The following is a 25,788-nucleotide window of genomic DNA, read 5'->3' on the forward strand; positions in this document are numbered from 1 at the left end:
GTCCGGCCGACAGAAGGGCTCGGACCATTAATTCCAGAGGGTGCTCATGAGTGAGTACTCATCGGATGTCCATGGGTTCTTCTACTTCCACTGGATGGTGGGCTCGAAAGCCTCGAGATCCCCGAGCAGCTGATCGGTGCGCACCGCGCCGCGGAAGGACCGGGCGAGGCCGCCCCGTCGCAGGGCGAGGTCGAGGCACGACGCATCGGGATGGAGCCAGGCCCCGCGACCCGGGGCGACCTTGCGGGGGTCGAGCCGGATCTGCGGTGCGGTCCCATCGGGAGCGGGCTCCCGGACCAGACGCATCAGCTGATCGCGCGGGGCCGTCTCACGACAGCCGATGCACGTGCGCTCGGGACGGTGGGGCGAAGGGCCAGCCATCGGTCCCTCCCTCTCCGTTCCGAGCGCCCTCCCCGGTGACGATCCGCCTCCCCGGAGGGCACGGACCAGCCAGGAATCCTGGAAGGACAGCTGGTCCAGTGTAGCGGACACGCCCGGGGCGCCGGGCACCGGGGAGTCGTGCGACACACCACCCCGCGCACGGGCCCGCCGGGCCCGTGCGCCGGTCAGGCGCCCGCGTCCTCCGCGGGGGCCGGGCCGTCGGGGTGGATGTCGATCTTCCAGCCGGTCAGCTTCGCCGCCAGACGCGCGTTCTGTCCGTCCTTGCCGATCGCGAGCGAGAACTGGGTCGCGGGGACCGTCGCGCGGACCGCCCGACCGACCTCGTCGACCACGACGACGCTCGTGACCTTCGAGGGCGAGAGCGCGTTGGCGACGTAGGTGGTCGGGTCCTCCGAGTAGTCGACGATGTCGATCTTCTCGCCGCTGAGCTCGCTCATCACGGCGCGCACGCGGGCGCCCATCGGGCCGATGCAGGCGCCCTTGGCGTTCAGTCCCGGCACGGTCGCTCGGACCGCCATCTTGGTGCGGTGCCCCGCCTCGCGGGCGATCCCGGCGATCTCGACGGAGCCGTCGGCGACCTCGGGGACCTCGAGGGCGAACAGCCGCCGCACGAGGTTCGGGTGGGAGCGCGAGAGCGTGATCTGGGGACCCTTGGGGCCGCGACGGGCCTCGGTGACGTACGCGCGCAGGCGCTTGCCGTGGGAGTAGTCCTCCCCGGGGACGCGCTCGTGCGGCGGGAGCACCGCCTCGACCTCGCCGAGGTCCACGAGCACCATCCGCGGGTCGCGGCCCTGCTGGATGATGCCGGAGACGATGTCGTCCTCGCGATCGGCGTAGGTGCCCAGCACGGCGTCGTCCTCGAGGTCGCGGATGCGCTGGAAGATCACCTGGCGCGCGGTGGAGGCGGCGACGCGGCCGAAGTTCTCCGGGGTGTCGTCCCACTCCTCGAGGACGTTGCCCTCGGCGTCGCGCTCGCGGGCGATGACGGCGACCTCACCGGTGCGCTCGTCGATCAGCACCTCGGAGTCCCGCACCGGGTGGTCGGTGTGGAGGTAGGCGGCGTGGAGCGCGGAGCGGATGGCGTCCAGCAGCACGGGCAGGCTGATCTCGCGCTCGCGCTCGAGCGCGCGCAGCGCCCCCATGTCGATGTCCATCTCAACTCTCCTTCGGTGCGGTGGGGCCGGCCTCGGCGAGCAGCTGCTCGAGATCGGCGGGCGGGTCGAACTCGATCTGCACCCGCGCCGACTCGACGTCGGCCACGGGGATCTCGAGGCGGTCTGGGGTGCCGGCGGGCAGCTTGCGGGGCCGGCCGCGGTCGTCGCGGCCCGCCTCCGGGCGCAGGAGCACCGCCTCGGCCTCGGTCACGGCGAGGATCCGGGCCCGGTGCTCCTCACCCTGCACGGTGCGCAGCTCGACGAGGCGGCCGCGGGCACGACGGAAGTGGCGGGCGGCGGTGAGCGGGCGGTCCACGCCGGGGGTCGTCACCTCGAGCAGCGCGGGATCGGGGCCCAGCAGCGCGTCGTCCTCGTCGACCAGGGCGCTGAGCTCCCTCGAGACGAGCGCGACGGCGTCGAGGTCCACGCTGCCCGAGCGGTCCTCGGGGAGGTCGACGACGATGCGGATCTCCGGCATCCCGGAGCGGGGCCGCACCTCGATGTCCTCGAGCACGAGATCGTGGTCCGCGAGCAGACGCTCGGCGGCCTCCCGCAGGGCCGGATACGGGTCGAGGGTGCTCATCGGCGCTCTTCTCCTCCTGCGTATGGCGCCCGCGCGGAGCGGGGCGTGGGGTCCGGGCGCCGGGGTGCCGGCGAGGACCGTCCCAGGATAGTGGCCCACCGCCCTGAGCGCGCCCCGGGAGGGCTCCGGTGCGACAATCCTCCCGTGCCCCACCTGCTCCCCGATCCTCGTGACCCCGGCCGCCGGGATCCGTCCGCCCACCGCCGACCGGCTCCGCGGCCTGGTCGCCGCGCCGTGCTCGTGGCCGGGGCGTCGACCGGGCTGCTCGCGCTCGCGGGCTGCGGCACGGTGCGCCTGGGCGGGCCGGCCCCCTACACCCCTCCCCCTCCCGGCATCGACGACCTCTACCGCGAGGACCTGCTCGCCTCCCTCGAGACCTGCCTCGCCGGGGCCCGGGCCGTGGCGGAGGCGACGGATCCGGGGACCGACGCGGCGACCGCCGAGGTGCTCTCCGAGCTCGTGGGCGTCCTGCCCGCACAGCGTGACTCCCTGCGCACCGGCGCGGAGCTCGAGGACGCCGCGAGCGCCGAGGCCGCCGGCTCCCCGACGGCGACGGTCTCCCCCTCCGCCTCCCCCGCCGCCGACGCCGCCGCCCTCGTCGCGGCGCTGTCCGATCTGCGGGTGCTGTGCACCGCCGCCGCACGTCAGGTCTCCGGCTCCCTCGCCCGGCCCGTCGCCGCCATCGGCGCGCACGTGCACTGGGCGGCGCTGCGGCTCGCCGCGGCGAGCGGAGCGGGCGAGGTCGCCGCGCTGCCCGCGACGGAGGAGATCGTCCCCACCCGGACCGTGCCCGAGACCGACCCGCCGTCCATCGGCGCCGAGTCCGACTACCACCTCACGATCGAGGCGGCGCAGGACCAGGAGTGGTACGCCGGATACGTGCACGAGGTCCTCGCGGCGCGCACCGCGGACGAGGAGCGCACCGCGCACGAGGAGGCGAGCACGCTGCACCGGGACCGGGCCGCGGCCCTCGCCGCGGCCGCCGAGGAGGACGGCGCCCCCGTGGTGGAGCGGAAGGCGGTGTACGTCCTCCCCGTCGAGCCCCTCGACGACGACACCGCGGCGAAGCTCCCCGCGCAGGTCGCCGTCGCGCTGCTCGACGCCCACCTCGCGCTGACCGGGGCCGCGCCGTTCGCGCGGCGCCCGCTCGGGATCGCGGCCGCGCTCGCGGAGGCGGGCGTGCTCGCCCCGCTCACCGGCGCGATGGATCCGCTGCCCTCCCTGGACATCACGCAGCGGGGCGCCGACGGCTGAGCCGTCGGCGCCCCGTGCGCTGTCCCGTGTCCGTGGGATCAGGCGTCGGCGAGCCCGCGCACCGTCTCGACGACTGCCTCCGGCGCGACCTCCTGGACGGATCCGGCGACGCGGTCGCGGACCTCGACGACGCCCTCCGCCAGCCCGCGGCCCACGACAACTGTCGCGGGGATCCCGATGAGCTCGGCGTCCTTGAACTTCACGCCCGGGGAGACCTTGGGACGGTCGTCGTAGAGCACGTCGTAGCCGGCGGCCTCGAGCTGCTCCGCGAGCTCCGCGGCCTTCGCGAAGATCGCCTCGTCCTTGCCGGTCGCGAGCACGTGCACGTCCATCGGTGCGACAGAGCGCGGCCAGGCGAGGCCCTTGTCGTCGTGGTGCAGCTCGGCGATCGCGGCGACCGCACGGGTCACACCGATCCCGTAGGAACCCATCGTGACCGTGACGGCCTTGCCGTTCACGTCGAGGACCTTGACGTCGAGCGCCTCGGCGTACTTGCGGCCCAGCTGGAAGATGTGGCCCATCTCCATGCCGCGGGTCAGGCGCAGCGGACCGGAGCCGTCGGGCGCGGGGTCGCCGTCGCGCACCTCGGCCGCCTCGATCGTGCCGTCGGCCGTGAAGTCCCGGCCGAAGACGAGGTCGTAGACGTGCTTGCCGGCCTCGCCCGCGCCGGCGACCCAGCGCGTCCCCTCGGAGACCCGCGGGTCCACGACGTAACGGATCTTCGACGCCGACTCCAGGCCCAGGCCCGCCGGGCCGATGTACCCCTTGGCGAGCACGGGGTGACGGGCGAAGTCCTCCTCCGTGAAGGGAGCGGCGACCGCCGGGGCGACCGCGACCTCGAGGCGCTTCTCGTCGATCTCGCGATCACCGGGCAGCGCGATGACGAGCGGCTCGGTGCTGCCGTCGGGATGCGTGAGCAGGTAGACGAGGTGCTTGAGCATCTCGTAGCGGGTCCAGCTGCCGTCCTCCGCGACGTAGCCGCCACCGGGGTAGGTCGCGTTGGAGAAGTCGGTGAGCGCCGCGATGGTCGAGGCGCCGGGGGTCTCCTCGACATGGGCGGCGGGCAGCGCGGCGATCTCCTCCGCGGACAGCGGCGCCGGTGCCACGGTCGTCACGGCCTCGACGTTCGCGGCGTAGCCGCCGTCGGTCACCACGAAGGTGTCCTCGCCGACGGGTGTGGGGTGGAGGAACTCCTCGGAGCGGGAGCCGCCCATGGCGCCCGCGTCCGCCTGGCAGATGACGACGGGCAGGCCGAGGCGGGAGAAGGTCCGCTGGTACGCCTGGCGCTGACGGTCGTAGGAGGCGTCGAGACCGGCGTCGTCGACGTCGAAGGAGTAGGCGTCCTTCATGACGAACTCGCGCACGCGCAGCAGCCCGGCTCGGGGGCGCGCCTCGTCGCGGTACTTGTGCTGGACCTGGTAGAGCATGACCGGAAGGTCCTTGTAGGAGCTGAACAGGTCCTTCACCGCGAGGGCGAACATCTCCTCGTGGGTGGGGGCGAGGAGGTAGTCCGCGCCCTTGCGGTCCTGGAGACGGAACAGCGTGGGCCCGTACTCCTCCCAGCGACCGGTTGCCTCATAGGGCTCGCGGGGCTGCAGCGCGGAGAACAGCAGCTCCTGGGCTCCGATCGCGTCCTGCTCCTCGCGCACGATCTGCTCGACCTTGCGCATCACCTTCAGGCCCAGCGGGAGCCAGGTGTACACACCCGGGGCGGAGCGGCGGATGTACCCGGCGCGCACCAGCAGCTTGTGGCTCGCGACCTCGGCATCCGACGGGTCCTCGCGCAGGGTGCGGACGAACGAGGAGGACATGCGGATCATGGAGGGGCCTTTCGGACGTGAGGGGGCGGCCGGCTCTCGCGCGGGCACCGGGACCATGGTAAGGGCGCACACGTACGCTGGTGCGCACGCGCGACGAGCAGGGAGGTGCATGCCATGGAGGTCCCCTCCTCCCGGCCTGCCCGCCGGTCGCTACTCCTGGGCGGCGGGCTGCTCGGGGCGGGAGCGCTCGCCGGCGGGGTCGCGGTCCTGCGTGAGGATCCCCGCTCCGAGGCGCCGCTGCTCTCGGCGAGCGTCGCGATCGCCGCCGACGGCCGCCGCCACCTGGTGGGCGGCGACTCCTCGATCCCCGCCTCCCGGCTGCGACCGGGCACCCGGCTGCTCGCCTCCGTCCCCGAGACCGCCGCCCCCGCCCGCCGCGCCGCCGCGTTCATGGCGACGGCCCGGCCCTGGCTGGACACGGTGCCCGCGGCGCACGCCGAGCTCGCCGCCTCCGCCCTCGCGGACCTCTGGGTGCTGGGTGACGACGCCCCGGCCCCGGTCGCCGGATGGTCGCGCAGCTGGCGCTACCTGTGGCCGCGCGACGGCGCCTTCTGCGCGGTCGCCCTCGCCCGTGCGGGGCTGCACGACGAGGCGCTCGGCATCCTCGCCCACCTGCAGTCCCTGCAGCGGGAGGGGAGCTGGTTCGAGGCCCGCTACGACCTCGACACGGGCCGCGCCCCGGACGACCGGCCCCCGCAGTTCGACGGGACCGGGCTCGTCCTCTGGGCGGTGGCGGAGGTCCTGGAGGCGCTGCCCACCCCCGAGCGGCGCGCGACCGCCGCCGGAGGGCTCGAGCGCCTCGTCACCCGCTCGCGGGAGCTGCTGCGCTCGGGCACCGGCCACGGCGAGCAGCTGCCGCCCGTCTCCCCCGACTACTGGGAGCTGCGCGAGCGCTCGGTGACGCTCGCCCTGATGGCGACGACCCTCGCCGGCTGGCAGGCCGCCGCGGCCGTGACCGGTGAGAGCGGGGACGCCGAGGCCGCGGAGGCCTTCGGCGCGCTGCTGCACGAGGAGTTCGGTCCCGCCGGGTACCAGCGCTACGCCCGGCGCGGGGGCGCCGACTCCGCCCTCGCCCTGCCGGCGGCGCTCGGCGCCGCGGACGTCGTCCCCGCCGCGGACCTCACGCGCCTCGGGGACGTGCTCCGCCGCCCGGCCGGCGGCATCGCCCCCGGTGCGCGCTGGAAGCAGGACGGGATCAGCTGGACCCCGTCCACGAGCCTGCTCGCCCTGGGCCTCGCCCGCTCCGGCGCCGACGACGAGGCGGGGGCGCTCCTGACCTGGCTCGCCCAGCACCGCACCGACGCCGGCTCGCTCAGCGAGAAGGTGCTCTTCGACGGGCGCCCCGCGGCCGTCGCCCCGCTCGCCTGGACGGCCGCGAACACGATCCTCACGATCGACGCGCTGCGCGAGGGCTGACCTCCGACCCTGACCGTTGTCACGGTGCCGTCATGACGGCACCCACGGCGGGAGGCGCGCTCTCCCGGCGAGGCTGAGGGCATGCGCACCGATCCCTCGCCCGCGACCCCGCTCCTGTCGATGGCGCTGTTCATGGGCGTCATGACCTGTGCCTGGTCCACGAACGCATGGCAGGCATCTCCCGTCCTCTCCGCACTCGGCCTGCTCGCCGGGGCCGGCGTCGCGCTGGCCGCCGTGCTGGGGACCGGCCGGCGCGGGCGCCAGGACCCGCCGGCGGGGACTCCAGGGCGCGCCGGGCCCGGGGGCGTCCCCGGCCCGGTCGTCGGGCTCTTCGCGCTCATCGAGGTCGTCGTGATCGCCGGGGTGGTCCTGCTGCTCGCCCGCGCCGGACGCGGCGAGCTGGTGATGCCCGCCGTCGCACTCGTCGTCGCGGCACACTTCGCCCTGTTCCTGCTGGTCCAGCGCTCCCGCCTGCACCTGCTCACCACGGCCCTCGGCGCCGCGGGCGCGGGCTGCGCCCTGCTGCTCGCCACGACCGGCGCCCTCGACGCGGCCGCGGCGCGTGCCCTCGCGGGGCTCTCGCTCGCCGCGTGCACGCTCGCCTACGGCGTCGTGTTCCTCGTCGCCGACCGCGGCTCCCGGCCCCGGACGGGGCTCGGCACCCGGTGAGGAGGCGCTCACCGCTCAGAACAGGATCGTGGAGAGCTCCCCGGCCTCGTGGAACCCGGCCGCCGCATAGGCACGGCGCGCGGGCTCGTTGAAGTCGTTCACGTAGAGGGAGACCTGCGGGGCGAGGTCCGCGCGCACCTGCGAGACGAGCTGCGCCATCGCCGCCCGCCCCAGGCCGCGGCTGCGGTGCCCCGGTCGCACCCACACGCCGTGCACCTGGGCGACGGGACCGAAGATCGCGCCGACGTCGGCCTTGAACAGCACCAGGCCGTCGTGCATCACGACATACGTGCGGCCCGCGCGGATGAGCTCGGTGACCCGGTTCCCGTAGGAGCGGCCGCCGTCACCGCGCGTGGGATCGGCGCCCACCTCCTCGCGGAACATCGCGACCGCGGCGGGGAACACGGCGGACTCCTCCCCCGGGCGCGCGCGGCGCAGGCCGACGTCCGCGAGGGCCGCGGGCGTCTCGTCCGCGACGAGCAGCGGCTGGCTCCAGCGGTACTCCCGCACCTGGCCCGCCCAGGTGGGCGCCATCGGCGCCCACATCGCCTCGACGGCACGCCGCGGACCCACCACGGAGCTCGAGCGCCGGGAGCGGCCCGCGAGATGGCGGCCGAACTCCTCGAGCGCCTCGGGACCCGCCCCGAGCGGCGAGAGGTTCACCCCGTGCCAGAGCAGGCCCTCGGGGGCGTCGTCCTCGCCCAGCAGCGAGAACTCGGCGGCGGTGCTGCCGGCGCGGGCGAGCTCCGCGAGGCGTGCGCCGCCCAGGGTGTTGAGGACGGGGTCCTCGAGGGCCAGGGAGAGGGCGGGCTCGACCGCCGCGCCCCGCAGCGGGCGCACGCGGCCCCCGCGGCGGAACACCGGTGGCCTCAGCCCACGGAGACGGACGGTGCGCCCTCGGCGCCCTCGCCCATCTCGGCGGCGATGCGGTTCGCCTCCGCGAGCAGGGTCTCGACGATCTCCGCCTCGGGCACGGTCTTGATGACCTCTCCCTTGACGAAGATCTGGCCCTTGCCGTTGCCGGAGGCGACGCCGAGATCCGCCTCGCGCGCCTCGCCCGGTCCGTTGACGACGCAGCCCATCACGGCGACGCGCAGCGGGACCTCGAGGTGCTTGAGACCCTCGGTGACCTCCTCGGCGAGCGTGTACACGTCCACCTGGGCGCGGCCGCACGAGGGGCAGGAGACGATGTCGAGCTTGCGCGGCTTGAGGTTCAGCGACTGCAGGATCTGGTTGCCGACCTTGACCTCCTCCACCGGCGGGGCGGAGAGGGACACGCGGATCGTGTCGCCGATGCCCTCGCCGAGCAGGATGCCGAAGGCGACGGAGGACTTGATGGTGCCCTGGAAGGCGGGGCCGGCCTCGGTGACGCCGAGGTGGAGCGGCCAGTCGCCCTCCGCGGAGAGCTGCCGGTAGGCCTCGACCATGATCACCGGGTCGTTGTGCTTCACGGAGATGCCGAAGTCGTGGAAGTCGTGCTCCTCGAACAGCGAGGCCTCCCACTTCGCGGAGGCCACGAGCGCCTCCGGGGTGACGCGGTCGCCCTTCATCATGCGGGGGTCGATCGAGCCGGCGTTCACGCCGATGCGCAGCGCCGTGCCGTGATCCTTCGCGGCCTTCGCGATGTCCTTGATCTGGTCGTCGAAGCGGCGGATGTTGCCGGGGTTCACGCGGACCCCCGCGCAGCCCGCCTCGATCGCGGCGAAGACGTACTTGGGCTGGAAGTGGATGTCCGCGATGACGGGGATCGGGGACTTCGCGGCGATCGCGACGAGCGCGTCGGCGTCCTCCTGCCGGGGGCACGCGACGCGGACGATGTCGCAGCCCGCCGCGGTCAGCTCCGCGATCTGCTGGAGCGTCGCGTTGATGTCGTGGGTGGGGGTCGTCGTCATCGACTGCACCGTGATCGGCGCGTCGCCGCCCACGAAGATGTCGCCCAGCTTGACCTTGCGGGTCCTCCGCCGGGGGGCGAGGACCGGCGGGGGCGTCTTGACGGAGGGGATGCCGAGGCTCACGGAAGTCACCGCTCCATTATCGCCCCACCGCGCCCCGAGGGGGAGGCGAGGTGCGACACCTCCACCACTCCCCCACGCGGCGCGTGGCCCCGCGCACAGCCGACATCGCGTCGGCCCCGCCTCAGAACAGCGTGATCGGGTTGACGACGTCCGCGTAGATCAGCAGCACCGTCATCCCGATGAACAGCAGGGCGACCGCGTTGGTGAGCGGCAGCATCCGCGACATGTCCACGGGGCCCGGGTCCGGACGGCCGCGCAGCCGGGCGAACGCACGGCGCACGCCCTCGATGAGCGCGCCCAGCACGTGCCCGCCGTCCAGGGGCAGCAGCGGCACCAGGTTGAACACGAACAGGGCCATGTTCAGCGAGGCGAGCATGGAGATCAGCGAGGCGACCTTCTGCTGGAGGGCGAAGCCGGGCTCGTCGGCCGCGACGATCTCCCCCGCGAGACGGGAGACGCCGACGACGCCGACGGGGCCGTTCGGGTCCCGCTCCCCGGAGCCGAAGGCCGCGACGGCGACGTCGTACAGGCGCACCGGGAGGGTCACGACGACCTTCGCCGTGCCGACGAAGGCGCTGCCCACCATGCCGGGCACCTCGAGCGGGGACTGCCGCACGAGCGCCGGGGTGCCGGAGACCCCGAGGAAGCCGACCTCCTCGGTGACGTAGTCACCGTTCTCGTCGGTCTCCGCGCTGCCGTCCGCCGCGTAGACGGGGCGGTCGTCGAGGATCGGGGTCGCCGTGAGGTCCAGGCGCTCCCCGTCCCGCTCGACGACCACGTCGATCTCGCGGCCGCCCGCGGCGCGCACCGCGGCGGTGACGTCGTCCCAGGTGGAGATCTCGGCGCCGTCGATCCGGAGGATCTCGTCCCCGGGGCGGATGCCCGCGGCCATCGCCGGGGCCTCCTGCTCGCCGGCGCAGGAGGCGTCGGCCGCGGCGTCCGCCGGCAGCACGCACTGCGAGACGGACTGCACCCGGGGCGTGACCTCCGGCATGCCGATCCCGCAGGCGAGGACCGTCATGAGCACGGTCGCGATGAGCAGGTTCATGACCGGCCCGCCGAGCATCACCACGAGCTTGCGGGGCACGCTGAGGGCGACGAAGGTGCGGTGCGCGTCCTCGGGGCCGTACTGGGAGGACTCGTACTCCTTGGCCTCGTCCGCGAGCTGCTGGAACATGCCGGTGGAGTCCTCGCGGACGGTGCCCTCGGGCTCCCCCTTGTGCGGCGGGTACATGCCGATCATGCGGATGTAGCCGCCGAGCGGGATCGCCTTGAGGCCGTACTCGGTCTCCCCGCGGCGCCAGGAGCGGACCGTGGGGCCGAAGCCGATCATGTACTGCGTGACCTTGACGCCGAAGCGCTTGGCGGGCAGGAGGTGGCCGAGCTCGTGGAGCGCGATCGACACCCCGAGGCCGAGGGCGACCAGCACGATGCCCAGCACGAAGAGCAGTACGCTCACGAGGCGGACCCCGCGAGCGTGATCTGCTCCTGCGCGGCGCGGCGGGCCCAGGCCTCGACCTCGAGCAGCGCGGCGGCGCCGCCGGCGAGATCGGCGCGGGGACGGTCCGGGCGGGCGAGGACGTCGGCCACGAGGTCGACGATGCCGAGGAAGCCGAGCCGACCCTCGAAGAAGGCGTCGACGGCCTCCTCGTTGGCGGCGTTCAGCACGGCCATCGCACCGCCGCCCTCGCGGTGGGCGCCGCGGGCGATCCGGATCGCGGGGAAGGTCTCCTCGTCCACCGGCTCGAAGGTCCAGGACTGCGCCGCCGTGAAGTCGAGCGGCGCCGCGAGGCCGGGCAGCTTCTCGGGATGCGCGAGGGCCCAGCCGATCGCGTGGCGCATGTCCGGGGGGCTCGCCTGCGCGATCGTGGAGCCGTCCACGAGGGTCGCCATGGAGTGCACGATCGACTGCGGGTGCACGACGACGTCGACGCGGTCCTCGGGCAGGTCGAAGAGGAAGCAGGCCTCGATCACCTCGAGCGCCTTGTTCACGAGCGTCGCGGAGTTCGTGGTGATCACGCGCCCCATCGCCCAGGTGGGATGGGCGAGCGCCTGATCGGGGGTGACGTCGGCGAGCTCGGCCCGCGTGCGGCCGCGGAAGGGGCCGCCGGAGGCGGTGACGACGAGCCGGCCCACCTGGTCGGGTCGCACGCCCGCGAGGGCCTGCGCGATCGCGGTGTGCTCGGAGTCCACGGGGAGGATCTGCCCGGGGGCCGCGGCGCGCGTGACGAGGGGGCCGCCCACGACGAGCGACTCCTTGTTCGCGAGGGCGAGCCGCGCGCCGGAGTCGAGCGCGGCGAGGGTGGGCAGCAGGCCCACCGATCCGGTCACGGCGTTGAGGACCACGTCCCCGTCGCCGAGCGCGCCCGCGAGGGCGGTCACCTGCTCCTGCCCGGCGTCCAGGTGCGGGGCGGGGAACCCCTCCGCGGTGCACGCGGAGGACACGGCCGCGGCGACCGCGTCCAGCTGTACGACATCGGCGACGACGACCCGCTCCGGGCGGTGCGCGAGGACCTGCTCGGCCACGAGCTCCGGGCGGGATCCGCCGACGGCGAGGCCGTGGACGCGGGCCGTGCCCGGGTAGCGGGAGACGACGTCGAGGGTCTGCGTGCCGATCGAGCCGGTCGAGCCGAGCAGGACGAGCCGGCGTGACGGGGCGGAGGTCACGGCACGGAGGCCATCACGTCCGCGACGTGGTCGAGGTACACGTCGACGACGGCCTCGCGGTAGCCGTCCGCGCCGCGGCGGCGACGGAAGGCGGCGCGGCGCACGTCGTCCACGCTCATCGGGTGCCCCTCGGTGAAGTACGCGACGAGCTGGTCGCAGAGGGCGTCGACGTCGGCCCGGTCGTACGCGGCCTCGCCGTCGGCCCCCGGGGCGAAGCGCTCCCCGGCGGGACGCTCGAGGCGCTCCTTGAGGACCTCCGCACGCTCGGTGAGCTCCGCGATCCAGGACTCCTCGCCCTTCTCCGCGATCGCATCGTCACGGGCCTGCAGGGCGAAGGCATCGGAGAGACGGTCCAGCGCCTCGTCGACGACGCGCATGTCGTAGCCGCCGCGCTCGGTGCCGAAGCTCGCGGAGGTGATGTCCGCCCCGTCGAAGCCGGCCTCGCGGCCCTCGTAGGCGGTGCGGGCACGGGCCAGGAACTCGTCGACCTCGTGCATGTCGTACCCGACGCTGAACCGCGAGACGCGCTCGAACGATGTGCTCACCAGATGGGTCCTTCCTCGGTGCTGTCGGTGCCCCACTGTAGCGGCGGGGCCGGGGGCCGCCTGGGAGGCGGCGCGGCGGTCACTCCGCCTGGGAGGCGACGGCCTCGACGCGGGCGACGCGGGCCTCGCGGTCCGCGCGGTGCTCGTCGGTCTCGATGACCTCGGCGGCGAGCTGGCCGCAGGCGCCGTCGATGTCGCTGCCGCGGGTGTCGCGGATCGTCGCCGAGATCCCGTTCTCCCGCAGGATCTCCACGAAGCGCTTCTCGTCCCGCGGGTCCGAGGCCGTCCACTTCGACCCCTTCACGGGGTTCAGCGGGATCGGGTTCACGTGGATCCAGTGGGCGCCGCCGTGCGCGATCAGGCGGTCCGCGAGCAGCTGGGCCCGGTGCGCCTGGTCGTTGATGTCCCGGATGAGGGCGTACTCGATGCTCACCCGCCGGCCGGTCGCCTCGAAGTACTCGAAGGCCGCGTCGAGGATCTCGTCGACGTCGAAGCGCGTGTTGATCGGGACGAGCTCGTTGCGCAGCTCGTCGTCCGGGGCGTGGAGGGAGACGGCGAGGGTCACCGGGATCTCCTCCTTGATCAGCTTCCGCACGGCCGGCGCGAGGCCGACGGTGGAGACGGTGATGTGGCGGGCGCCGATGCCGAAGCCCTCCGGCGCGGGCGCGTTCAGCCGCTTGCAGGTCGTCGCGACGGGGCGGTAGTTCGCGAGCGGCTCCCCCATGCCCATGAAGACGATGTTCGAGACGCGGCCCGGGCCGCCCGGCAGCTCGCCGCTCGCGAGCAGCATGTTCGCCACCCGGACCTGCTCGAGGATCTCCGCGGCGGAGAGGTTGCGGGTCAGACCCATCTGCCCGGTCGCGCAGAAGGGGCAGTTCATGCCGCAGCCGGCCTCGGAGGAGATGCACAGCGTGACCCGGTCGCTGTAGCGCATGAGCACGGACTCCACCAGGGAGCCGTCGAACAGCTTCCACAGGAACTTCTGGGTCGCTCCGTGATCCGCGGACTGCCGGGAGACCGGCTCCAGCAGCGTCGGGAAGAAGCGCTCCACGAGGCGCTCGCGGAGGTCCTTGGGGATGTCCGTGAGGTCCTCGGGGTCGGTCGTGAAGTGCTCGAAGTAGTGCACGGAGAGCTGCTTCGCCCGGAAGCCCGGGAGACCCATCTCCTTCACCGCCTCGACGCGCTCGGCGAGGGTGAGGTCCGCGAGGTGGGCCGGCGGCTTGCCGCGGCGCGTGGGGCGCAGCTGCAGCTGCCCCGGCGCGAGCGCGATCGCCTGGCCGGGGACGGCCTCGCGGGAGAGGTCCGGGTTGCCGCCGGGGGCGGCGGAGGACGGACTGGTCATGGCAGGAGGACCTCCAGCAGGATGAACGTGGTGGGAGCGGCGAGGAGGATCGAGTCGATGCGGTCCAGCACGCCGCCGTGGCCGGGGAGCAGGTGGCCCATGTCCTTGATGCCCAGGTCGCGCTTGAGGAGGGACTCGGCGAGGTCGCCGCAGGTGGAGATCACGACGAGGACCACGCCGAGCACGGCGCCGATCCACCAGTCGAGGTCCAGGGCGAGGACCGAGATGCCGATCGCGATGCCCGTGCCGAGCACGAGCGAGCCCGCGAATCCCTCCCAGCTCTTCTTGGGGCTGATGCTCGGCGCCATGGGGTGCGAGCCGAAGAGCACGCCGGAGATGTAGCCGCCCACGTCGTTGCCGACGGGGACGAAGATCGCGAGCAGGACGAGGACCGCCCCGCCCTCGCGGTCGTGGAGCAGGAGGATGAAGGAGCCGAGGAAGGCGACCCAGGCGAGGGCGAACACGCCGCCGGTGACGTCCCGCAGCGCGGAGAGCCCCATGGACTCCGTGACGCGCCACAGGATGATCACGCAGACCGCCGCGGCCGTCGCGATGAGCAGCCCCTCCGGTCCGAGCACCACGGTCGAGACGACGATCCCGGCGATCCCCACGAGCAGGGGCACCGGTGGGACCCGCAGGCCGCCCTCGCCGAGCGCGCGCACGAGCTCGAGCCCCGCGAGGACCATCGCGATACCGACGAGCACCGGGAAGGCCTGCGGGACGACGAAGAGGCTCACGAGCACGACGGCGACGAGCACGAGGCCGACGGCGATCGCGGCCGGGAGGTTGCGGCCCGGTCCGCGCCGCTTCGGCGCCTCCTCCTCGCTCACCGCTCCCCCGCCGCTCCCCTCGCCGGGCACGGCGACGGCCGCCCCGAGGGTCATCGGGGCGGCCGGTCGGCCCGCGGGCACAGCGGTCGCAGTCATCGCAGGAGGACGGTCAGACCGTCGCGAGCTCCGTCTCCTTGGCGGCGAGCGCCTCGTCGATCTGCTCGATGTGCTTCTTGGTCAGCGCCTCGAGCTCCTTCTCGGCGCGCGTGCCCTCGTCCTCGCCGATCTCCTTGTCCTTGACCAGCTTCTCGATGGCCTTCTTCGCGTTGCCGCGCGAACCGCGGATGGCGACGCGGCCGTCCTCCGCCTTGTTCTTCGCGAGCTTGATGTAGTCGCGGCGGCGCTCCTCGGTGAGGGCGGGCAGGACGACGCGGAGGTTGTCACCGTTGTTCGTGGGGTTCACGCCGAGATCGGACTCGCGCAGCGCCGTCTCCACCGCGGTCGTGGCGGTCTTGTCGTACGGGGTGACGATGACGGTGCGCGCCTCGGGGAACTGCAGGGAGGCGAGCTGGTTCAGCGGCGTCGGCGCGCCGTAGTACTCGACGTCGATGCCCTGGAACATGGCGGCCGTCGCCCGCCCGGTGCGGATCGCGGTGAACTCGTCCTTGGTCACCTCGATGGACTTGCTCATCTTGGACTCGGCGTCCTTGAGGATGCCGGGGATGTCGTCGCTCATGTCGTTGTGTCCTCGTTCTGCTCAGAATCTGCTCGTGGATCAGGTCCATTGTCCCGCATGCGCCGGTGCGCGCGGGGACGACCCGGTGGGAAGCCGGGAACGCGGGGTCAGTCGCCGGTGACGACCGTGCCGATGCGCTCGCCGAGCATGGCCCGGGTGATGTTGCCGGGGGCGTCCAGGCCGAACACCATCATCGGCTGGCTGTTGTCCATGCACAGGCTGAAGGCGGTGGCGTCGACGACCTTGAGACCCTTCTGCAGGGCCTCGTTGTAGGTGATGGCGGAGAGCTTGGTCGCGCTCGGGTCGGTGCGCGGATCCGCGGTGTAGACGCCGTCGACGCCGTTCTTCGCCATCAGCACCTCCTGGCAGCCGATCTCGAGCGCACGCTGGACGGCGACGGTGTCGGTGGAGAAGTAGGGCATGCCGGCCCCGGCGCCGAAGATGACGACGCGGCCCTTCTCGAGGTGGCGCACGGCGCGCAGCGGCAGGTAGGGCTCCGCGACCTGGCCCATCGTGATGGCGGTCTGGACGCGCGTGGTGACGCCCTTCTGCTCGAGGAAGTCCTGGAGCGCGAGGCAGTTCATGACGGTGCCGAGCATGCCCATGTAGTCGGCGCGCTGGCGGTCCATGCCGCGCTGGGAGAGCTCGGCGCCGCGGAAGAAGTTCCCGCCGCCGACGACGATCGCGCACTCGACGCCCTGGGCGACGCCCTCGGCGATCTCTGCTGCGATCCTGGAGATGACGTCGGGATCGACGCCGACCTTCCCGCCGCCGAACGCCTCGCCGGAGAGCTTGAGGAGGACGCGGCGTCCCCCCTGCTTCCTCGGGAGGACGGGGAGGGTGGAGGTGATGGTCTGGGTCATGACGATCCTTCCGCGCGCACTGGGTCCTGGGCGAGGATACCGGAGCGGCCCCGCACTGATGGTGCGGGGCCGCTCGCGGGTGGGCACGCTCACGCGCGCCGGGTGATGCAGGGTGTCAGCTGCCGACGCGGAAGCGGACGAAACCGGTGACGGTGCCGCCGACGGCCTCGACGACCTTGCCGACCGTCTGCTTCGGGTCCTTGGCGAACGCCTGGTCGAGCAGGACGTTCTCCTTGTAGTAGCCGTTGAGGCGACCCTCGACGATCTTGGGGATCGCCTTCTCGGGCTTGCCCTCGTTCTCGGCGGTCTCCTGGGCGATGCGACGCTCGTTCTCGACGACGTCCGCAGGGACCTCGTCGCGCGTGAGGTAGGTCGGGGAGTACGCGGCAATGTGCATCGCCACGTCGCGCGCCACCTCGGCGCCGGCCTTGTCGGTCGCGACGAGGACGCCGACCTGCGGGGGCAGGTCCTTGTTCGTGCGGTGCATGTACGAGGAGACGACCTCGCCGGAGACGCGGCCGATGCGGCGCACCTCGATCTTCTCGCCCATCGTGGCGCCGGCGTTCGTGAGCGCCTCGCCGAAGGGGGTCTCCGCCAGCTCGGCCGGCTCGGAGGCGCCGGACTCGACGGCGGCGGCCACGGCCTCGTCGCCGAGGGCGACGAACTTGTCGTTCTTCGCCACGAAGTCGGTCTCGGAGTTGATCTCGACGAGGGTGCCGGTCTGGCCGCCCTCGGTGTCGCGCACGTCGACGGCGATGAGGCCCTCGGAGGCGGTGCGGCCCTCGCGCTTGGCGATGCCCTTGAGACCCTTGATGCGGATGAGCTCGACGGCCTTGGCCTTGTCGCCATCGGCCTCGTCCAGAGCCTTCTTGACGTCGAGCATGCCCGCGCCGGTGGACTCGCGGATCTCCTTGATGTCGGCTGCCGTGTAGTTAGCCATGGTCCTCTTCCTGGTGGGAGGTGCGTGGTGAGGGGAGGGGCCGGGCGGAGCGCCCGGAGGGGGACGGGGGCGCCGGGTGGCGCCCCCGTCCCCGCCGGATCACTCGGCGGCGGGAGCCTCGGTGGACTCGGCGGCCTCGGCGGCCGGGGCCTCCGCGGTCTCGGCGGCGGGCGCCTCGGCCTCGACCGACTTCTCGGCCGGGGCATCCTGCTGCTGGACCTCGGACTGGGCCAGGAGCTCGCGCTCCCACTCGGCCAGCGGCTCGGCGTCGACGGCGGAGACGTTCTTCTCGCCGCCGGTGGACTTCGCGTGACGCTCCTGCAGGCCGGCGGCCACGGCATCGGCGATGACGCGGGTCAGCAGGGTGACGGAGCGGATCGCGTCGTCGTTGCCCGGGATCGGGTACGCGACCTCGTCGGGATCGCAGTTGGTGTCCAGGATCGCGACGACGGGGATGTTGAGCTTCTGCGCCTCGTCGACGGCCAGGTGCTCCTTGTTGGTGTCCACGACCCACACGGCGCTCGGCGCCTTGCCCATGTCGCGGATGCCGCCGAGGGTCTTCTCGAGCTTCTCCTTCTCGCGGCGCATCATCAGCAGCTCCTTCTTGGTGCGGCCGGAGGAGGCCACATCGTCGAAGTCGATCTGCTCGAGCTCCTTGAGGCGGTTGACCCGCTGGGAGACGGTCTGCAGGTTGGTGAGCATGCCGCCCAGCCAGCGCTGGTTCACGTAGGGCATGCCCACGCGGGTGGCCTGCTCCTGGATGGACTCCTGGGCCTGCTTCTTGGTGCCGACGAACAGCACGGTGCCGCCGTGGGCGACGGTCTGGCGCACGAACTCGTAGGCCTTGTCGATGTACGACAGGGTCTGCATGAGGTCGACGATGTAGATGCCGTTGCGCTCCGTGAAGATGAAGCGGCGCATCTTGGGGTTCCAACGACGGGTCTGGTGCCCGAAGTGCACGCCGCTCTCCAGGAGCTGGCGCATGGTGACGACTGCCATGATCGGTGTCCTCTTCTGGCCCTGGGCTCGCACGGCGTACCTGTCGGGGCATCCGTGGTCCTCGCGCAGGACCTGCATTCTCGGTTGTTCCCCGCGACCGGGTGGTGCGGGGCCTGGTGCCCGGGTCACCGGCCGCCTCGTCCCGCCCCGGTCACCGATCCGGGGATCAGCGGCTCCGAGGACGATCGAGGACCGTCGGCCGGCGGGCCCTGGTGGGCACGCGAAGTCATCCGGACGGACCGGATGCTGGGACCAGTCTATCCGACGCCGAGGCACCGCATGGCGCGTCCTGCGTCACGTGGCGGCGGTGGATGCGCATGCCCCGGGGAGGGACGGCCGGTCTCTCCTCCCCCGGCGCGCACCGTCCACCGCCGGGCTCCCCGGGGACCGCGATGCGCCCCGGCCCGCTTCGATGGCGGCATGCCCCCGTCACGCCTGCCCTCCCCACACCCGCCGCTGCCTCCCCTCCGGCCTCTCTCCCGGCCGGCGCCCCCGCCTGTGCTGCGGCGGCTCCTCGTGGTGGTCGCGCTCGTCGCGCTCACCCTCCTCGCGCTCCCCGAGCCCGGGGCCGGCGCGGAGGGGACGAGCCGATGGCGCTGGCCCGTCGCCCCTCCGCACCCCGTGCTGCGCGCCTTCGAGGCCCCGGAGCACCGCTACGGAAGCGGCCACCGCGGTATCGACGTCGGCGTCCCGGCAGGGGCCGAGGTCCATGCCGTGGAGGCGGGCACCGTGCACTTCGCGGGGAAGGTCGCCGGACGGAACGTGGTCTCGGTGCGCCATGCCGACGGGCTGCTGTCCACCTACGAGCCCGTGGCGGCGACGGTCTCCGCCGGCGACGCGGTGGGGGCGGGGTCGACGCTCGGGACGATCGAGGCGGTCGACGGTGCACTGTCGCACTGCGCCCCGTCGACCTGCCTGCACCTCGGGGCGCGACGCGGGGAGGAGTACCTCGACCCGCTGCTGCTGCTCGGGATGCGCGGGCCGAGCGTGCTCGTGCGCTGGGACGGGGGCGGCTCGGGCGGCGCCGGGGCGGGGCCCGCTCCCCTGCTCAGCAGGGATGCGCTCGCCGCCGCCGGGCCCTCGTCGACACGGGTGGCCCCTGTTCCAGGAGGGTCGTCGGTGCGCGCCGGTGGCCGCGCGGCGACCGCGGACTGACACGGCACCGCTACCGACGCCCGCCCCTCGTGCGGCCGGCGCCCACTCCGCCCGGGGCACGCGATCGGCCCCGGATCACGCCCGGGGGTGGGCCTGCTCGACGGTGCGCCGGAGCCGCTCGGCGCTGACGTGCGTGTAGATCTGCGTGGTCTGCAGGGAGGAGTGGCCCAGGAAGTCCTGGACGCTGCGCAGGTCCGCACCGCCCTCCACCAGATGCGTGGCAGCGCTGTGGCGGAGCGTGTGCGGGCTGATCCGCTTGTCGATCCCGGCAGCCCTCGCAGAGCGGTCCACGATCGTGCGCACGGCGCGATCCCCGAGCCGTGCCCCCCGGGCGCCGAGGAAGAGCGCCTCCCCCGATCGGCCCGGTCCGGCCGCGAGCACGGGGCGCCCCTCCTGCTCCCAGAGGGCGATGGCGGCGAGCGCGGGTCGCCCGACGGGCACCACCCGCTCCTTGTCCCCCTTGCCGCGGACGCGCACCGTGCCGCGATCACGGTCGATGCCGCGCCGGTCCAGCGCCACGAGCTCCGAGACGCGCAGTCCGGAGGAGTAGAGGAGCTCGAGCACGGCAGCGTCGCGCAGCGCGAGCGCCCGCTCCGTCGGGTCCGGGGTCGCCGGGGTCTCCGGGGTCTCCGTCGCCTCTCCGCGCTCGGAGTGCCCGGGATGCTCGCGGGGCTGGGAGCGCCCGGAGGGCTCGGGATGCTCTGTGTCGTCGAGCAGGCGCCCGGCCTGCTGGGCGGAGAGCACCGTGGGCAGGTGCCGGCCCCGCTGCGGGGCGCGGAGTCGGGACCCGACGTCGTGCGGGGTCCGCCCCGAGGCGGCGAGCCAGGTGCAGAAGGTGCGTGCGGCGGCGGCGGAGCGGGCGAGCGTCGAGGGGCTCGCCCCGGTCTCCGCGCGGGCGGAGAGCCAGGAGCGCAGCGCCATGATGTCGATGCCCGCGAGGTCGATCCGCTCGACCTCGCGCAGATGGGCGAGGAGATCCGCCGCCTCGCGCCGGTACGCGCGCACGGTGTGCTCGGAGCGGCCGCGCTCGAGCTGGAGGTGGTCGGCGAAGGCCTCGAGGACGCGGAGGTCCTCGGGATGCTCCTCGCGGGTGGCGGACATGGCTCCAGTGTCCCCCACGTGCCCTGCCGGGGCCGGCACCCCGCTCCTGTGGCGTCTCCGGCGACCCGGTCGTCCCGTTCCGCGGCCGGCGCCGCGGACGCTCCCCGACGGAGGCGGCGTCCGGGCCATGCCCTACCCCCGCCGCTCCGGCCGGGGGCGCCGGATCCGGTCCCCGGCGTGCTCCACGTGGCCCAGGAGCTCGAGCCTCGCGATCGCTCCGGCCACCTGCGGCTCGGGGAGCGCGACCTCGCGGACGATGCCGGCCACGTCGAGCGAGGAGCGGGGCGGCACCGCGTCGAGGACCCGGCGGTCCGCGGGTTCGAGCAGGTCCAGCGGGTCCTGCACCGCGAAGCCGCCCTCCCCCGCGGGGTCCCCGCCGGGCAGCAGCTCGAGGACGTCCTGCACCTCGGTCACGAGCACCGCGTCGCTCTCCCGCAGCAGCCGGTGGCAGCCGGCGCTCGCCGCGGAGGTCACCGGTCCGGGCACGGCCGCGACCACGCGGCGCAGGGAATCGGCCCGGCGCGCGGTGGAGAGCGCCCCCGAGCGCCAGGACGCCTCGACCACCACGGTCGCGTCCGCGAGCGCCGCGATGAGGCGGTTGCGGGCGAGGAACCGCCAACGCGTGGGTGCCGTACCCGGCGGCGCCTCGGAGATCAGGACGTGGCGCGCGGCGATCCGCTCGAGCAGGTCGCTGTTGCCCCGCGGGTACAGGCGGTCCAGCCCGCCCGCGAGCACCGCCGCCGTCGCGCCGCCGGTCGCATGGAGCGCTCCGCGGTGCGCGGCGGCGTCGATCCCGTAGGCGCCGCCGGAGAGGACGGCCGCACCCCTCGCCGCGAGACCGGCGGCGAACGAGGTCGCGACGTCCTCCCCATAGCGGGTCGAGGCGCGGGAGCCCACGATCGCCGCGACGGGGCGTCCCAGCAGCTCGCCGAGGTCGCCGTCCCCGCGCAGCCACAGGCAGGACGGCTGCTCGTGCGCGAGGTCCGCGAGCCGCTGCCCGGGCCAATCGGGGGCCTCGGGGGTGAGCACCCGCAGGCGGCGCCGGCCCGCGTCGGCGAGCACCGCGCCGACGTCGAGCGAGCTCAGCCGGTGCCGCCAGCGGGAGAGCGCCTCCGTCGCCGCGCGCTCGGCACCCGGTCTCGGCTCTGTCCCGGTGCGGCGCAGGAGCTCCCGGGCGGTCCCGGTGCGGGCCAGGGCGAGGGCGTCGACCGGCCCGCAGTGCCGGCGCAGCGCGAGGGCGACCTCGTCGAGGGGCTCGGCGATGAGGGACCAGGTGACGCGGGCCAGGAGGTCCGGGGAGGGGGCGCTCATCGTCGGTCCTCGTCGCGCAGGGTGAGGGCGGTGCCGACGTGCTCGGCCTCGGGCCTCTCGGCGCCGGCGAGATCCGCGAGGGTCCAGGCGAGCCGCAGCACGCGGTCGTGGCCGCGCAGAGAGAGCCGTCCCTGGGCGAGGGCGTGGTCGAGCAGCCGCGACTGGGAGGGCTCCGGGGCGAGGTCCCGGCGCAGGTCCGGCCCGGGGATCTGGCAGTTCAGGTGCCAGGGCCTGTCGGCGAAGCGCCGTCGCTGGCGCTCGCGGGCGGCCGCGACCCGGTGCGCGATCGCGGCGGAGGACTCCCCCGCCGCGCCGTCGAGGCGGTGCACGTCCACGGGCGGGACGTCGAGGCGCATGTCGATGCGGTCCATGATCGGGCCCGAGAGGCGGTGGAGGTATCGGCGGCGCTGGAGGGGCGAGCAGTCGCAGGCCTCCCCGCGCCCGTACGACATGCCACAGGGGCACGGGTTCGCGGCGAGCACGAGCTGGAAGCGCGCGGGATAGCGGGCGGTGCCGCCCGATCGGTGGAGCGTGATGTCACCGGTCTCGAGCGGCTCCCGCAGCGCCTCGAGCACCCGCGCCGGGAACTCCGGCGCCTCGTCGAGCAGGAGCACGCCGGCGTGGGCGCGGGAGATCGCACCCGGCAGGGCGATCCCCGATCCGCCTCCCACCACGGCGGCGGCCGTGGCGGTGTGGTGGGGGCTCTCGAACGGCGGGCGCCGTCGCAGCCCCAGGCGCGCGTCGAAGCGCCCGCAGACGGAGTGGATGGCGGAGACCGCGAGGGAGTCCTCGGTATCGAGGTCGGGGAGGATCCCGGGGATCCGGGCGGCGATCATCGTCTTCCCCGCTCCGGGCGGCCCGGTGAGCAGCAGGTGATGGCCGCCCGCGGCGGCGACCTCGGCGGCGAAGCGGGCCTGCTCCTGCCCGAGCACGTCGCGGAAGTCCAGGGTGGAGCGGGGGCCGGTGCCGTCGGCGTCCGTCCCGTCCCCGGCGCCGGCGTCGTCTCCCCCGCCCGCGCCCGGACGGTCCGCGGGGTCGGGCCCCGGGGCGATCCGGGCGCCCCAGCGGTGCAGGACCGTCGCGAGGTCCCCGGCGGCGTCCACCGAGATGCCGTCCACGAGGCGGGCCTCGGCGAGGTTCTCCAGCGGCACCACGGCACGGTCGATCCCGAGGCCGCGGGCGGCGACGAGTGCGGGGAGCACACCGGGGACGGGCCGCAGCCGGCCGTCGAGACCCAGCTCGCCGAGGTGGACGGTGCGCTCGATGCCCCGGGAGGGCAGGTCGCCCTGCGCGGCGACGAGGGCGATCGCGATCGCGAGGTCGAAGCCCGATCCGTGCTTGGGGATCCAGGCGGGGGTCATGTTGACCGTCAGCCGGCGCTGGGCGAGGTGGATCCCGCTGCGCGCGGAGGCGGCCCGCACCCGCTCACGGGCCTGCAGCGTCGAGGGCCCGGGCAGTCCCACGAGGGAGAAGGCGGGGAGCCCCGGGGAGACGTCGGCCTCGATCTCGACGAGCGTCCCCTCGAGCCCCGTGAGCGCGACCGAGAGCGTGCGCGCCTGGCCCATCTCAGCCGACCGCCCGCAGGTGCTCGACGAGCACCGTGCCGTCGAGGTGCACGTGCACGGCGATCACATCGATGCGCACGTCGCGATGCGGGGTCGAGCGCTCCATCAGATAGGTGCCGACCAGGCGGCGCAGCCGGGCGAGCTTGTCCGGGGTGACCGCGGCCTGCGGGACCCCGGTGACGAAGCTGCGGCGCGTCTTCACCTCGACGAAGACGAGGGTGTCCCCGTCCAGGGCGATGATGTCGAGCTCGCCGCGCCGGCCGAGGCGCAGGTTCCGCTCCACGACGAGCCATCCCTCGGCCTCGAGACGCTCAGCGGCGATGTCCTCCCCGCGGCGGCCGAGCTCCGCCGTGGAGAGGGAGCGCAGGGGGCGGGGAGGACGCGGCGGCAGGGGCGGCGGGACGAGGGCAGGAGCGGGCCCCTGCGCGGTCGGTGGTCGCCCTGCGGTATGGGAGGGGGCCTCGGTCCGGGGTCCGCCGGCGGCGGTGGCGCTGTTCATGCGGGACAGCCTGTGCGGTGCGCGGATCCCGCGCCCGCTCGGATCCCGGACTGGGGACGGAGGGCCGTTGGGGAGGAACGATCGGATGCCGCGTCAGGGCAGCGAGATGTCCGGCTTGGACAGCTCCTCGATGTTCACGTCCTTGAAGGTCACCACGCGCACGGACCGCACGAAGCGGTGGGAGCGGTAGATGTCCCACACCCAGACGTCCGCGAGGCGCAGCTCGTAGAAGACCTCGCCGCCCGCGGAGCGCACCTGCAGATCCACCTGGTTGGCGAGGTAGAAGCGGCGCTCCGTCTCGACCACGTAGGTGAAGAGGCTGACGACGTCGCGGTACTCCCGGAAGAGCTGAAGCTCGAGATCCGACTCGTAGTTCTCGAGGTCCTGACTGTTCACTCTCGCTCCTCCACGCCGGTCCCGGGATCAGGGTCGTCCCACAGTACGCCAGTGAGAGGGACCTGCCTCACCGGAGCCTGGACGCGCGCCGACGACCGGACCGGAGCGGGGGCAGGTGACCGGGCGGGCTTCGGCGCGGAGCCCAGGCGCCAGCTACGGCGGTGGTGGTCACTCGCACCGAGGGCGTCGATCGCCTCCCGGTGGGCGGCGGAGCCGTAGCCCTTGTTCCCCGCCCAGCCGTAGGCGGGCAGCTCCTCGTCCAGCGCGACCATGTGGGCGTCCCGCGCGACCTTCGCGACGACGCTCGCCGCGGCGACGCTCGCGCAGTCGCGGTCGGCGCTGACCTGCAGCGCGACCCGGGGGACGTGCCCGCCGCGGGAGATGAGCGCGGGGGTGAGCACGTCGGCGTCGCCGTCGAGCAGGATCGCGTCGATCCGTGCGCCGTCGGGGAGCTCGAGGCCGTCCAGCGCTCGCAGCGCCGCCCGGGTGAGGGCCGTCATGATGCCCGCCTCGTCGATCTCCGCGGCGCTCGCCCAGCCGGTCGCGACGGCGAGGGCGCTCTCGCGGATCGGCTCCACGAGCGCCTCGCGGCGACGCGCGGTGAGGCGCTTGGAGTCGCGGACCCCTGCGGGCAGCGGCGTGATCTCGCCGTCCACGGCGCGCACGGCGCAGGCGCCGAGGGTCACGGGGCCCGCGAGGGCGCCGCGGCCCACCTCGTCGATGCCGACGACGATCCGCTCCCCCGGGCCGCAGGCGGCGGCGAGGGCGCGCTCGACGTCGAGAGTGGGGACGGCGGCCGGGCCGGCCGGGCTCACGGCTGGTCGGGGACGTCGGAGAAGGCGTCGTGGCCGTCGTTCAGACCCGTCCAGCGGCTCGCGGGCCAGAAGACGACCTCGGCGGTGCCGGTGACGTCGTCGAGGGGGACGAAGCCGTCCTCGCCCTGGATCTCGTGCCAGGCCGAATCGGCGGAGGCGTGCCGGTTGTCGCCCATGACCCACACCTTCCCCTCGGGCACCGTGACGTCGAAGGCGCCCTGGCAGGCGGTGGTCGCCGGGTTGATGTAGGGCTCGTCGAGGGCGACGCCGTTCACCTCGAGCTGCGAGTCCGCGGACTCGCAGACGACGTGGTCGCCCGGGAGGCCGATGAGGCGCTTGACGAGGTGGTCCTGGGACGGATCCGGTGCGAGGCCCACGAGGCTCAGCAGCATCATCAGACGCACCCGCGGGGTGGGGTCCTCCGTCGCGTCCCCCTCGACCCAGTTCCCCGGGTCCGCGAAGACGACGACGTCGCCTCGCTGGAGGTCGAAGACCCCGGGGGTGAGCTTGGAGACGAGGATCTTGTCGTTCGTCTCGAGGGTGGGGCTCATCGACTCGGACGGGATGTAGAACGGCTGGATCAGGAAGGTCTTCACGAGCACCGCGATGACCAGTGCGACCGCCATGGTGACGACCATGTCGAGCCAGAGCGGCATCCGTCGGCGATTGCGGGCCGCCCGCGGGGCGCCGGCACGGTGGGAGTGCTCGGCGTCGCCGTGCGCCTCCGGGGAGGTCACGTCGCTGCGGGGGTCATCGGGCTCGTTCATCACC

General features: G+C 73.9%; 26 protein-coding genes. 4 read left to right on the forward strand and 22 right to left on the reverse strand.

Annotation, left to right across the window (positions count from 1 at the left end):
- Positions 1-81: 81 nt before the first annotated feature.
- The 3 genes from ACYVAP_RS11060 to rimP form a co-directional block, all read right to left on the reverse strand.
- Positions 82-381, reverse strand: coding sequence for a YlxR family protein (locus ACYVAP_RS11060; RefSeq protein ID WP_137771271.1), 300 nt, complete (start codon positions 379-381; stop codon positions 82-84).
- A gap of 185 nt (positions 382-566) precedes the next feature.
- Complete coding sequence (gene nusA, locus ACYVAP_RS11065; protein WP_137771272.1) at positions 567-1,556, reverse strand: transcription termination factor NusA; 990 nt, start codon at positions 1,554-1,556, stop codon at positions 567-569.
- Position 1,557: 1 nt separating this feature from the next.
- The gene (rimP, locus tag ACYVAP_RS11070; RefSeq protein ID WP_498860671.1) at positions 1,558-2,139 is read right to left on the reverse strand and encodes a ribosome maturation factor RimP; all 582 of its coding nucleotides are present in this window, start codon (positions 2,137-2,139) and stop codon (positions 1,558-1,560) included.
- A gap of 144 nt (positions 2,140-2,283) precedes the next feature.
- Between rimP and ACYVAP_RS11075 the strand changes: the two genes are divergently transcribed.
- Positions 2,284-3,393 (forward strand): DUF4439 domain-containing protein, encoded by a 1,110-nt coding sequence (locus ACYVAP_RS11075; RefSeq protein ID WP_498860672.1) that lies wholly within the window; start codon positions 2,284-2,286, stop codon positions 3,391-3,393.
- A gap of 38 nt (positions 3,394-3,431) precedes the next feature.
- Here ACYVAP_RS11075 and ACYVAP_RS11080 read toward each other — a convergent pair whose 3' ends face one another.
- Positions 3,432-5,213, reverse strand: coding sequence for a proline--tRNA ligase (locus tag ACYVAP_RS11080; protein WP_498860673.1), 1,782 nt, complete (start codon positions 5,211-5,213; stop codon positions 3,432-3,434).
- Between the two features lie 114 nt (positions 5,214-5,327).
- Here ACYVAP_RS11080 and ACYVAP_RS11085 point away from each other — a divergent pair, with 114 nt between their 5' ends.
- Positions 5,328-6,629 (forward strand): glycoside hydrolase family 15 protein, encoded by a 1,302-nt coding sequence (locus ACYVAP_RS11085; RefSeq protein WP_498860674.1) that lies wholly within the window; start codon positions 5,328-5,330, stop codon positions 6,627-6,629.
- An 81-nt stretch (positions 6,630-6,710) separates the two neighbouring features.
- Positions 6,711-7,298, forward strand: coding sequence for a hypothetical protein (locus ACYVAP_RS11090; RefSeq protein WP_498860675.1), 588 nt, complete (start codon positions 6,711-6,713; stop codon positions 7,296-7,298).
- A gap of 15 nt (positions 7,299-7,313) precedes the next feature.
- On the opposite strand, the gene ACYVAP_RS11095 is transcribed toward ACYVAP_RS11090, so the two are convergent.
- The 11 genes from ACYVAP_RS11095 to rpsB all read right to left on the reverse strand — a co-directional run bounded on the left by ACYVAP_RS11095 (position 7,314) and on the right by rpsB (position 18,175).
- Positions 7,314-8,159: a GNAT family N-acetyltransferase gene (locus ACYVAP_RS11095; RefSeq protein WP_498860676.1), complete on the reverse strand. Its 846-nt coding sequence runs from the start codon at positions 8,157-8,159 to the stop codon at positions 7,314-7,316.
- An 8-nt stretch (positions 8,160-8,167) separates the two neighbouring features.
- Entirely contained in the window at positions 8,168-9,322 is a 1,155-nt protein-coding gene (gene ispG, locus ACYVAP_RS11100) for a flavodoxin-dependent (E)-4-hydroxy-3-methylbut-2-enyl-diphosphate synthase (protein WP_498860677.1), read from the reverse strand.
- Between the two features lie 112 nt (positions 9,323-9,434).
- Positions 9,435-10,772 carry a M50 family metallopeptidase gene (locus tag ACYVAP_RS11105; RefSeq protein WP_264450673.1) on the reverse strand — a complete coding sequence of 446 codons (1,338 nt, stop codon included), beginning with the start codon at positions 10,770-10,772 and terminating at the stop codon, positions 9,435-9,437.
- Positions 10,769-11,980: a 1-deoxy-D-xylulose-5-phosphate reductoisomerase gene (gene dxr, locus ACYVAP_RS11110; protein WP_498860678.1), complete on the reverse strand. Its 1,212-nt coding sequence runs from the start codon at positions 11,978-11,980 to the stop codon at positions 10,769-10,771. The genes ACYVAP_RS11105 and dxr overlap by 4 nt, the downstream gene beginning before the upstream one ends.
- On the reverse strand, positions 11,977-12,525 hold the full coding sequence (locus tag ACYVAP_RS11115) for a DivIVA domain-containing protein (RefSeq protein WP_498860679.1): 549 nt from the start codon (positions 12,523-12,525) through the stop codon (positions 11,977-11,979). The genes dxr and ACYVAP_RS11115 overlap by 4 nt, the downstream gene beginning before the upstream one ends.
- Before the next feature lie 79 nt (positions 12,526-12,604).
- The gene (gene rlmN, locus ACYVAP_RS11120; RefSeq protein WP_498860680.1) at positions 12,605-13,867 is read right to left on the reverse strand and encodes a 23S rRNA (adenine(2503)-C(2))-methyltransferase RlmN; all 1,263 of its coding nucleotides are present in this window, start codon (positions 13,865-13,867) and stop codon (positions 12,605-12,607) included.
- Positions 13,864-14,793, reverse strand: coding sequence for a phosphatidate cytidylyltransferase (locus tag ACYVAP_RS11125; protein WP_498860681.1), 930 nt, complete (start codon positions 14,791-14,793; stop codon positions 13,864-13,866). The genes rlmN and ACYVAP_RS11125 overlap by 4 nt, the downstream gene beginning before the upstream one ends.
- Before the next feature lie 13 nt (positions 14,794-14,806).
- Complete coding sequence (frr, locus tag ACYVAP_RS11130; protein WP_137771282.1) at positions 14,807-15,373, reverse strand: ribosome recycling factor; 567 nt, start codon at positions 15,371-15,373, stop codon at positions 14,807-14,809.
- Between the two features lie 107 nt (positions 15,374-15,480).
- A complete protein-coding gene (gene pyrH / locus ACYVAP_RS11135; protein ID WP_137771283.1) occupies positions 15,481-16,236 on the reverse strand; it encodes a UMP kinase in 756 nt (251 codons plus the stop codon).
- Between the two features lie 115 nt (positions 16,237-16,351).
- Entirely contained in the window at positions 16,352-17,176 is an 825-nt protein-coding gene (tsf, locus tag ACYVAP_RS11140; protein ID WP_498860682.1) for a translation elongation factor Ts, read from the reverse strand.
- A 99-nt stretch (positions 17,177-17,275) separates the two neighbouring features.
- A complete protein-coding gene (rpsB, locus tag ACYVAP_RS11145; RefSeq protein WP_498860683.1) occupies positions 17,276-18,175 on the reverse strand; it encodes a small ribosomal subunit protein uS2 in 900 nt (299 codons plus the stop codon).
- A gap of 420 nt (positions 18,176-18,595) precedes the next feature.
- Between rpsB and ACYVAP_RS11150 the strand changes: the two genes are divergently transcribed.
- On the forward strand, positions 18,596-19,330 hold the full coding sequence (locus ACYVAP_RS11150) for a murein hydrolase activator EnvC family protein (protein ID WP_498860684.1): 735 nt from the start codon (positions 18,596-18,598) through the stop codon (positions 19,328-19,330).
- A 75-nt stretch (positions 19,331-19,405) separates the two neighbouring features.
- Here the strand turns inward: ACYVAP_RS11150 and ACYVAP_RS11155 are convergent, their stop codons facing one another.
- The 7 genes from ACYVAP_RS11155 to lepB form a co-directional block, all read right to left on the reverse strand.
- The gene (locus ACYVAP_RS11155) at positions 19,406-20,431 is read right to left on the reverse strand and encodes a tyrosine recombinase XerC (protein WP_498860685.1); all 1,026 of its coding nucleotides are present in this window, start codon (positions 20,429-20,431) and stop codon (positions 19,406-19,408) included.
- Between the two features lie 132 nt (positions 20,432-20,563).
- Positions 20,564-21,742 carry a DNA-processing protein DprA gene (gene dprA / locus ACYVAP_RS11160; protein ID WP_498860686.1) on the reverse strand — a complete coding sequence of 393 codons (1,179 nt, stop codon included), beginning with the start codon at positions 21,740-21,742 and terminating at the stop codon, positions 20,564-20,566.
- Positions 21,739-23,307, reverse strand: coding sequence for a YifB family Mg chelatase-like AAA ATPase (locus ACYVAP_RS11165; protein WP_498860687.1), 1,569 nt, complete (start codon positions 23,305-23,307; stop codon positions 21,739-21,741). Before ACYVAP_RS11165 ends, dprA begins: the two co-directional genes overlap by 4 nt.
- 1 nt (position 23,308) lies before the next feature.
- Positions 23,309-23,806, reverse strand: a complete 498-nt coding sequence (locus ACYVAP_RS11170; RefSeq protein WP_498860688.1) for a YraN family protein — start codon at positions 23,804-23,806, stop codon at positions 23,309-23,311.
- A 93-nt stretch (positions 23,807-23,899) separates the two neighbouring features.
- Positions 23,900-24,202, reverse strand: a complete 303-nt coding sequence (locus ACYVAP_RS11175; protein ID WP_137771291.1) for a DUF2469 domain-containing protein — start codon at positions 24,200-24,202, stop codon at positions 23,900-23,902.
- Entirely contained in the window at positions 24,199-25,017 is an 819-nt protein-coding gene (rnhB, locus tag ACYVAP_RS11180; protein WP_498860689.1) for a ribonuclease HII, read from the reverse strand. Before rnhB ends, ACYVAP_RS11175 begins: the two co-directional genes overlap by 4 nt.
- A complete protein-coding gene (lepB, locus tag ACYVAP_RS11185; RefSeq protein ID WP_264450393.1) occupies positions 25,014-25,784 on the reverse strand; it encodes a signal peptidase I in 771 nt (256 codons plus the stop codon). The genes rnhB and lepB overlap by 4 nt, the downstream gene beginning before the upstream one ends.
- Between the last annotated feature and the right edge of the window lie 4 nt (positions 25,785-25,788).

The sequence above is a fragment of the Brachybacterium horti genome (genome assembly GCF_054777615.1).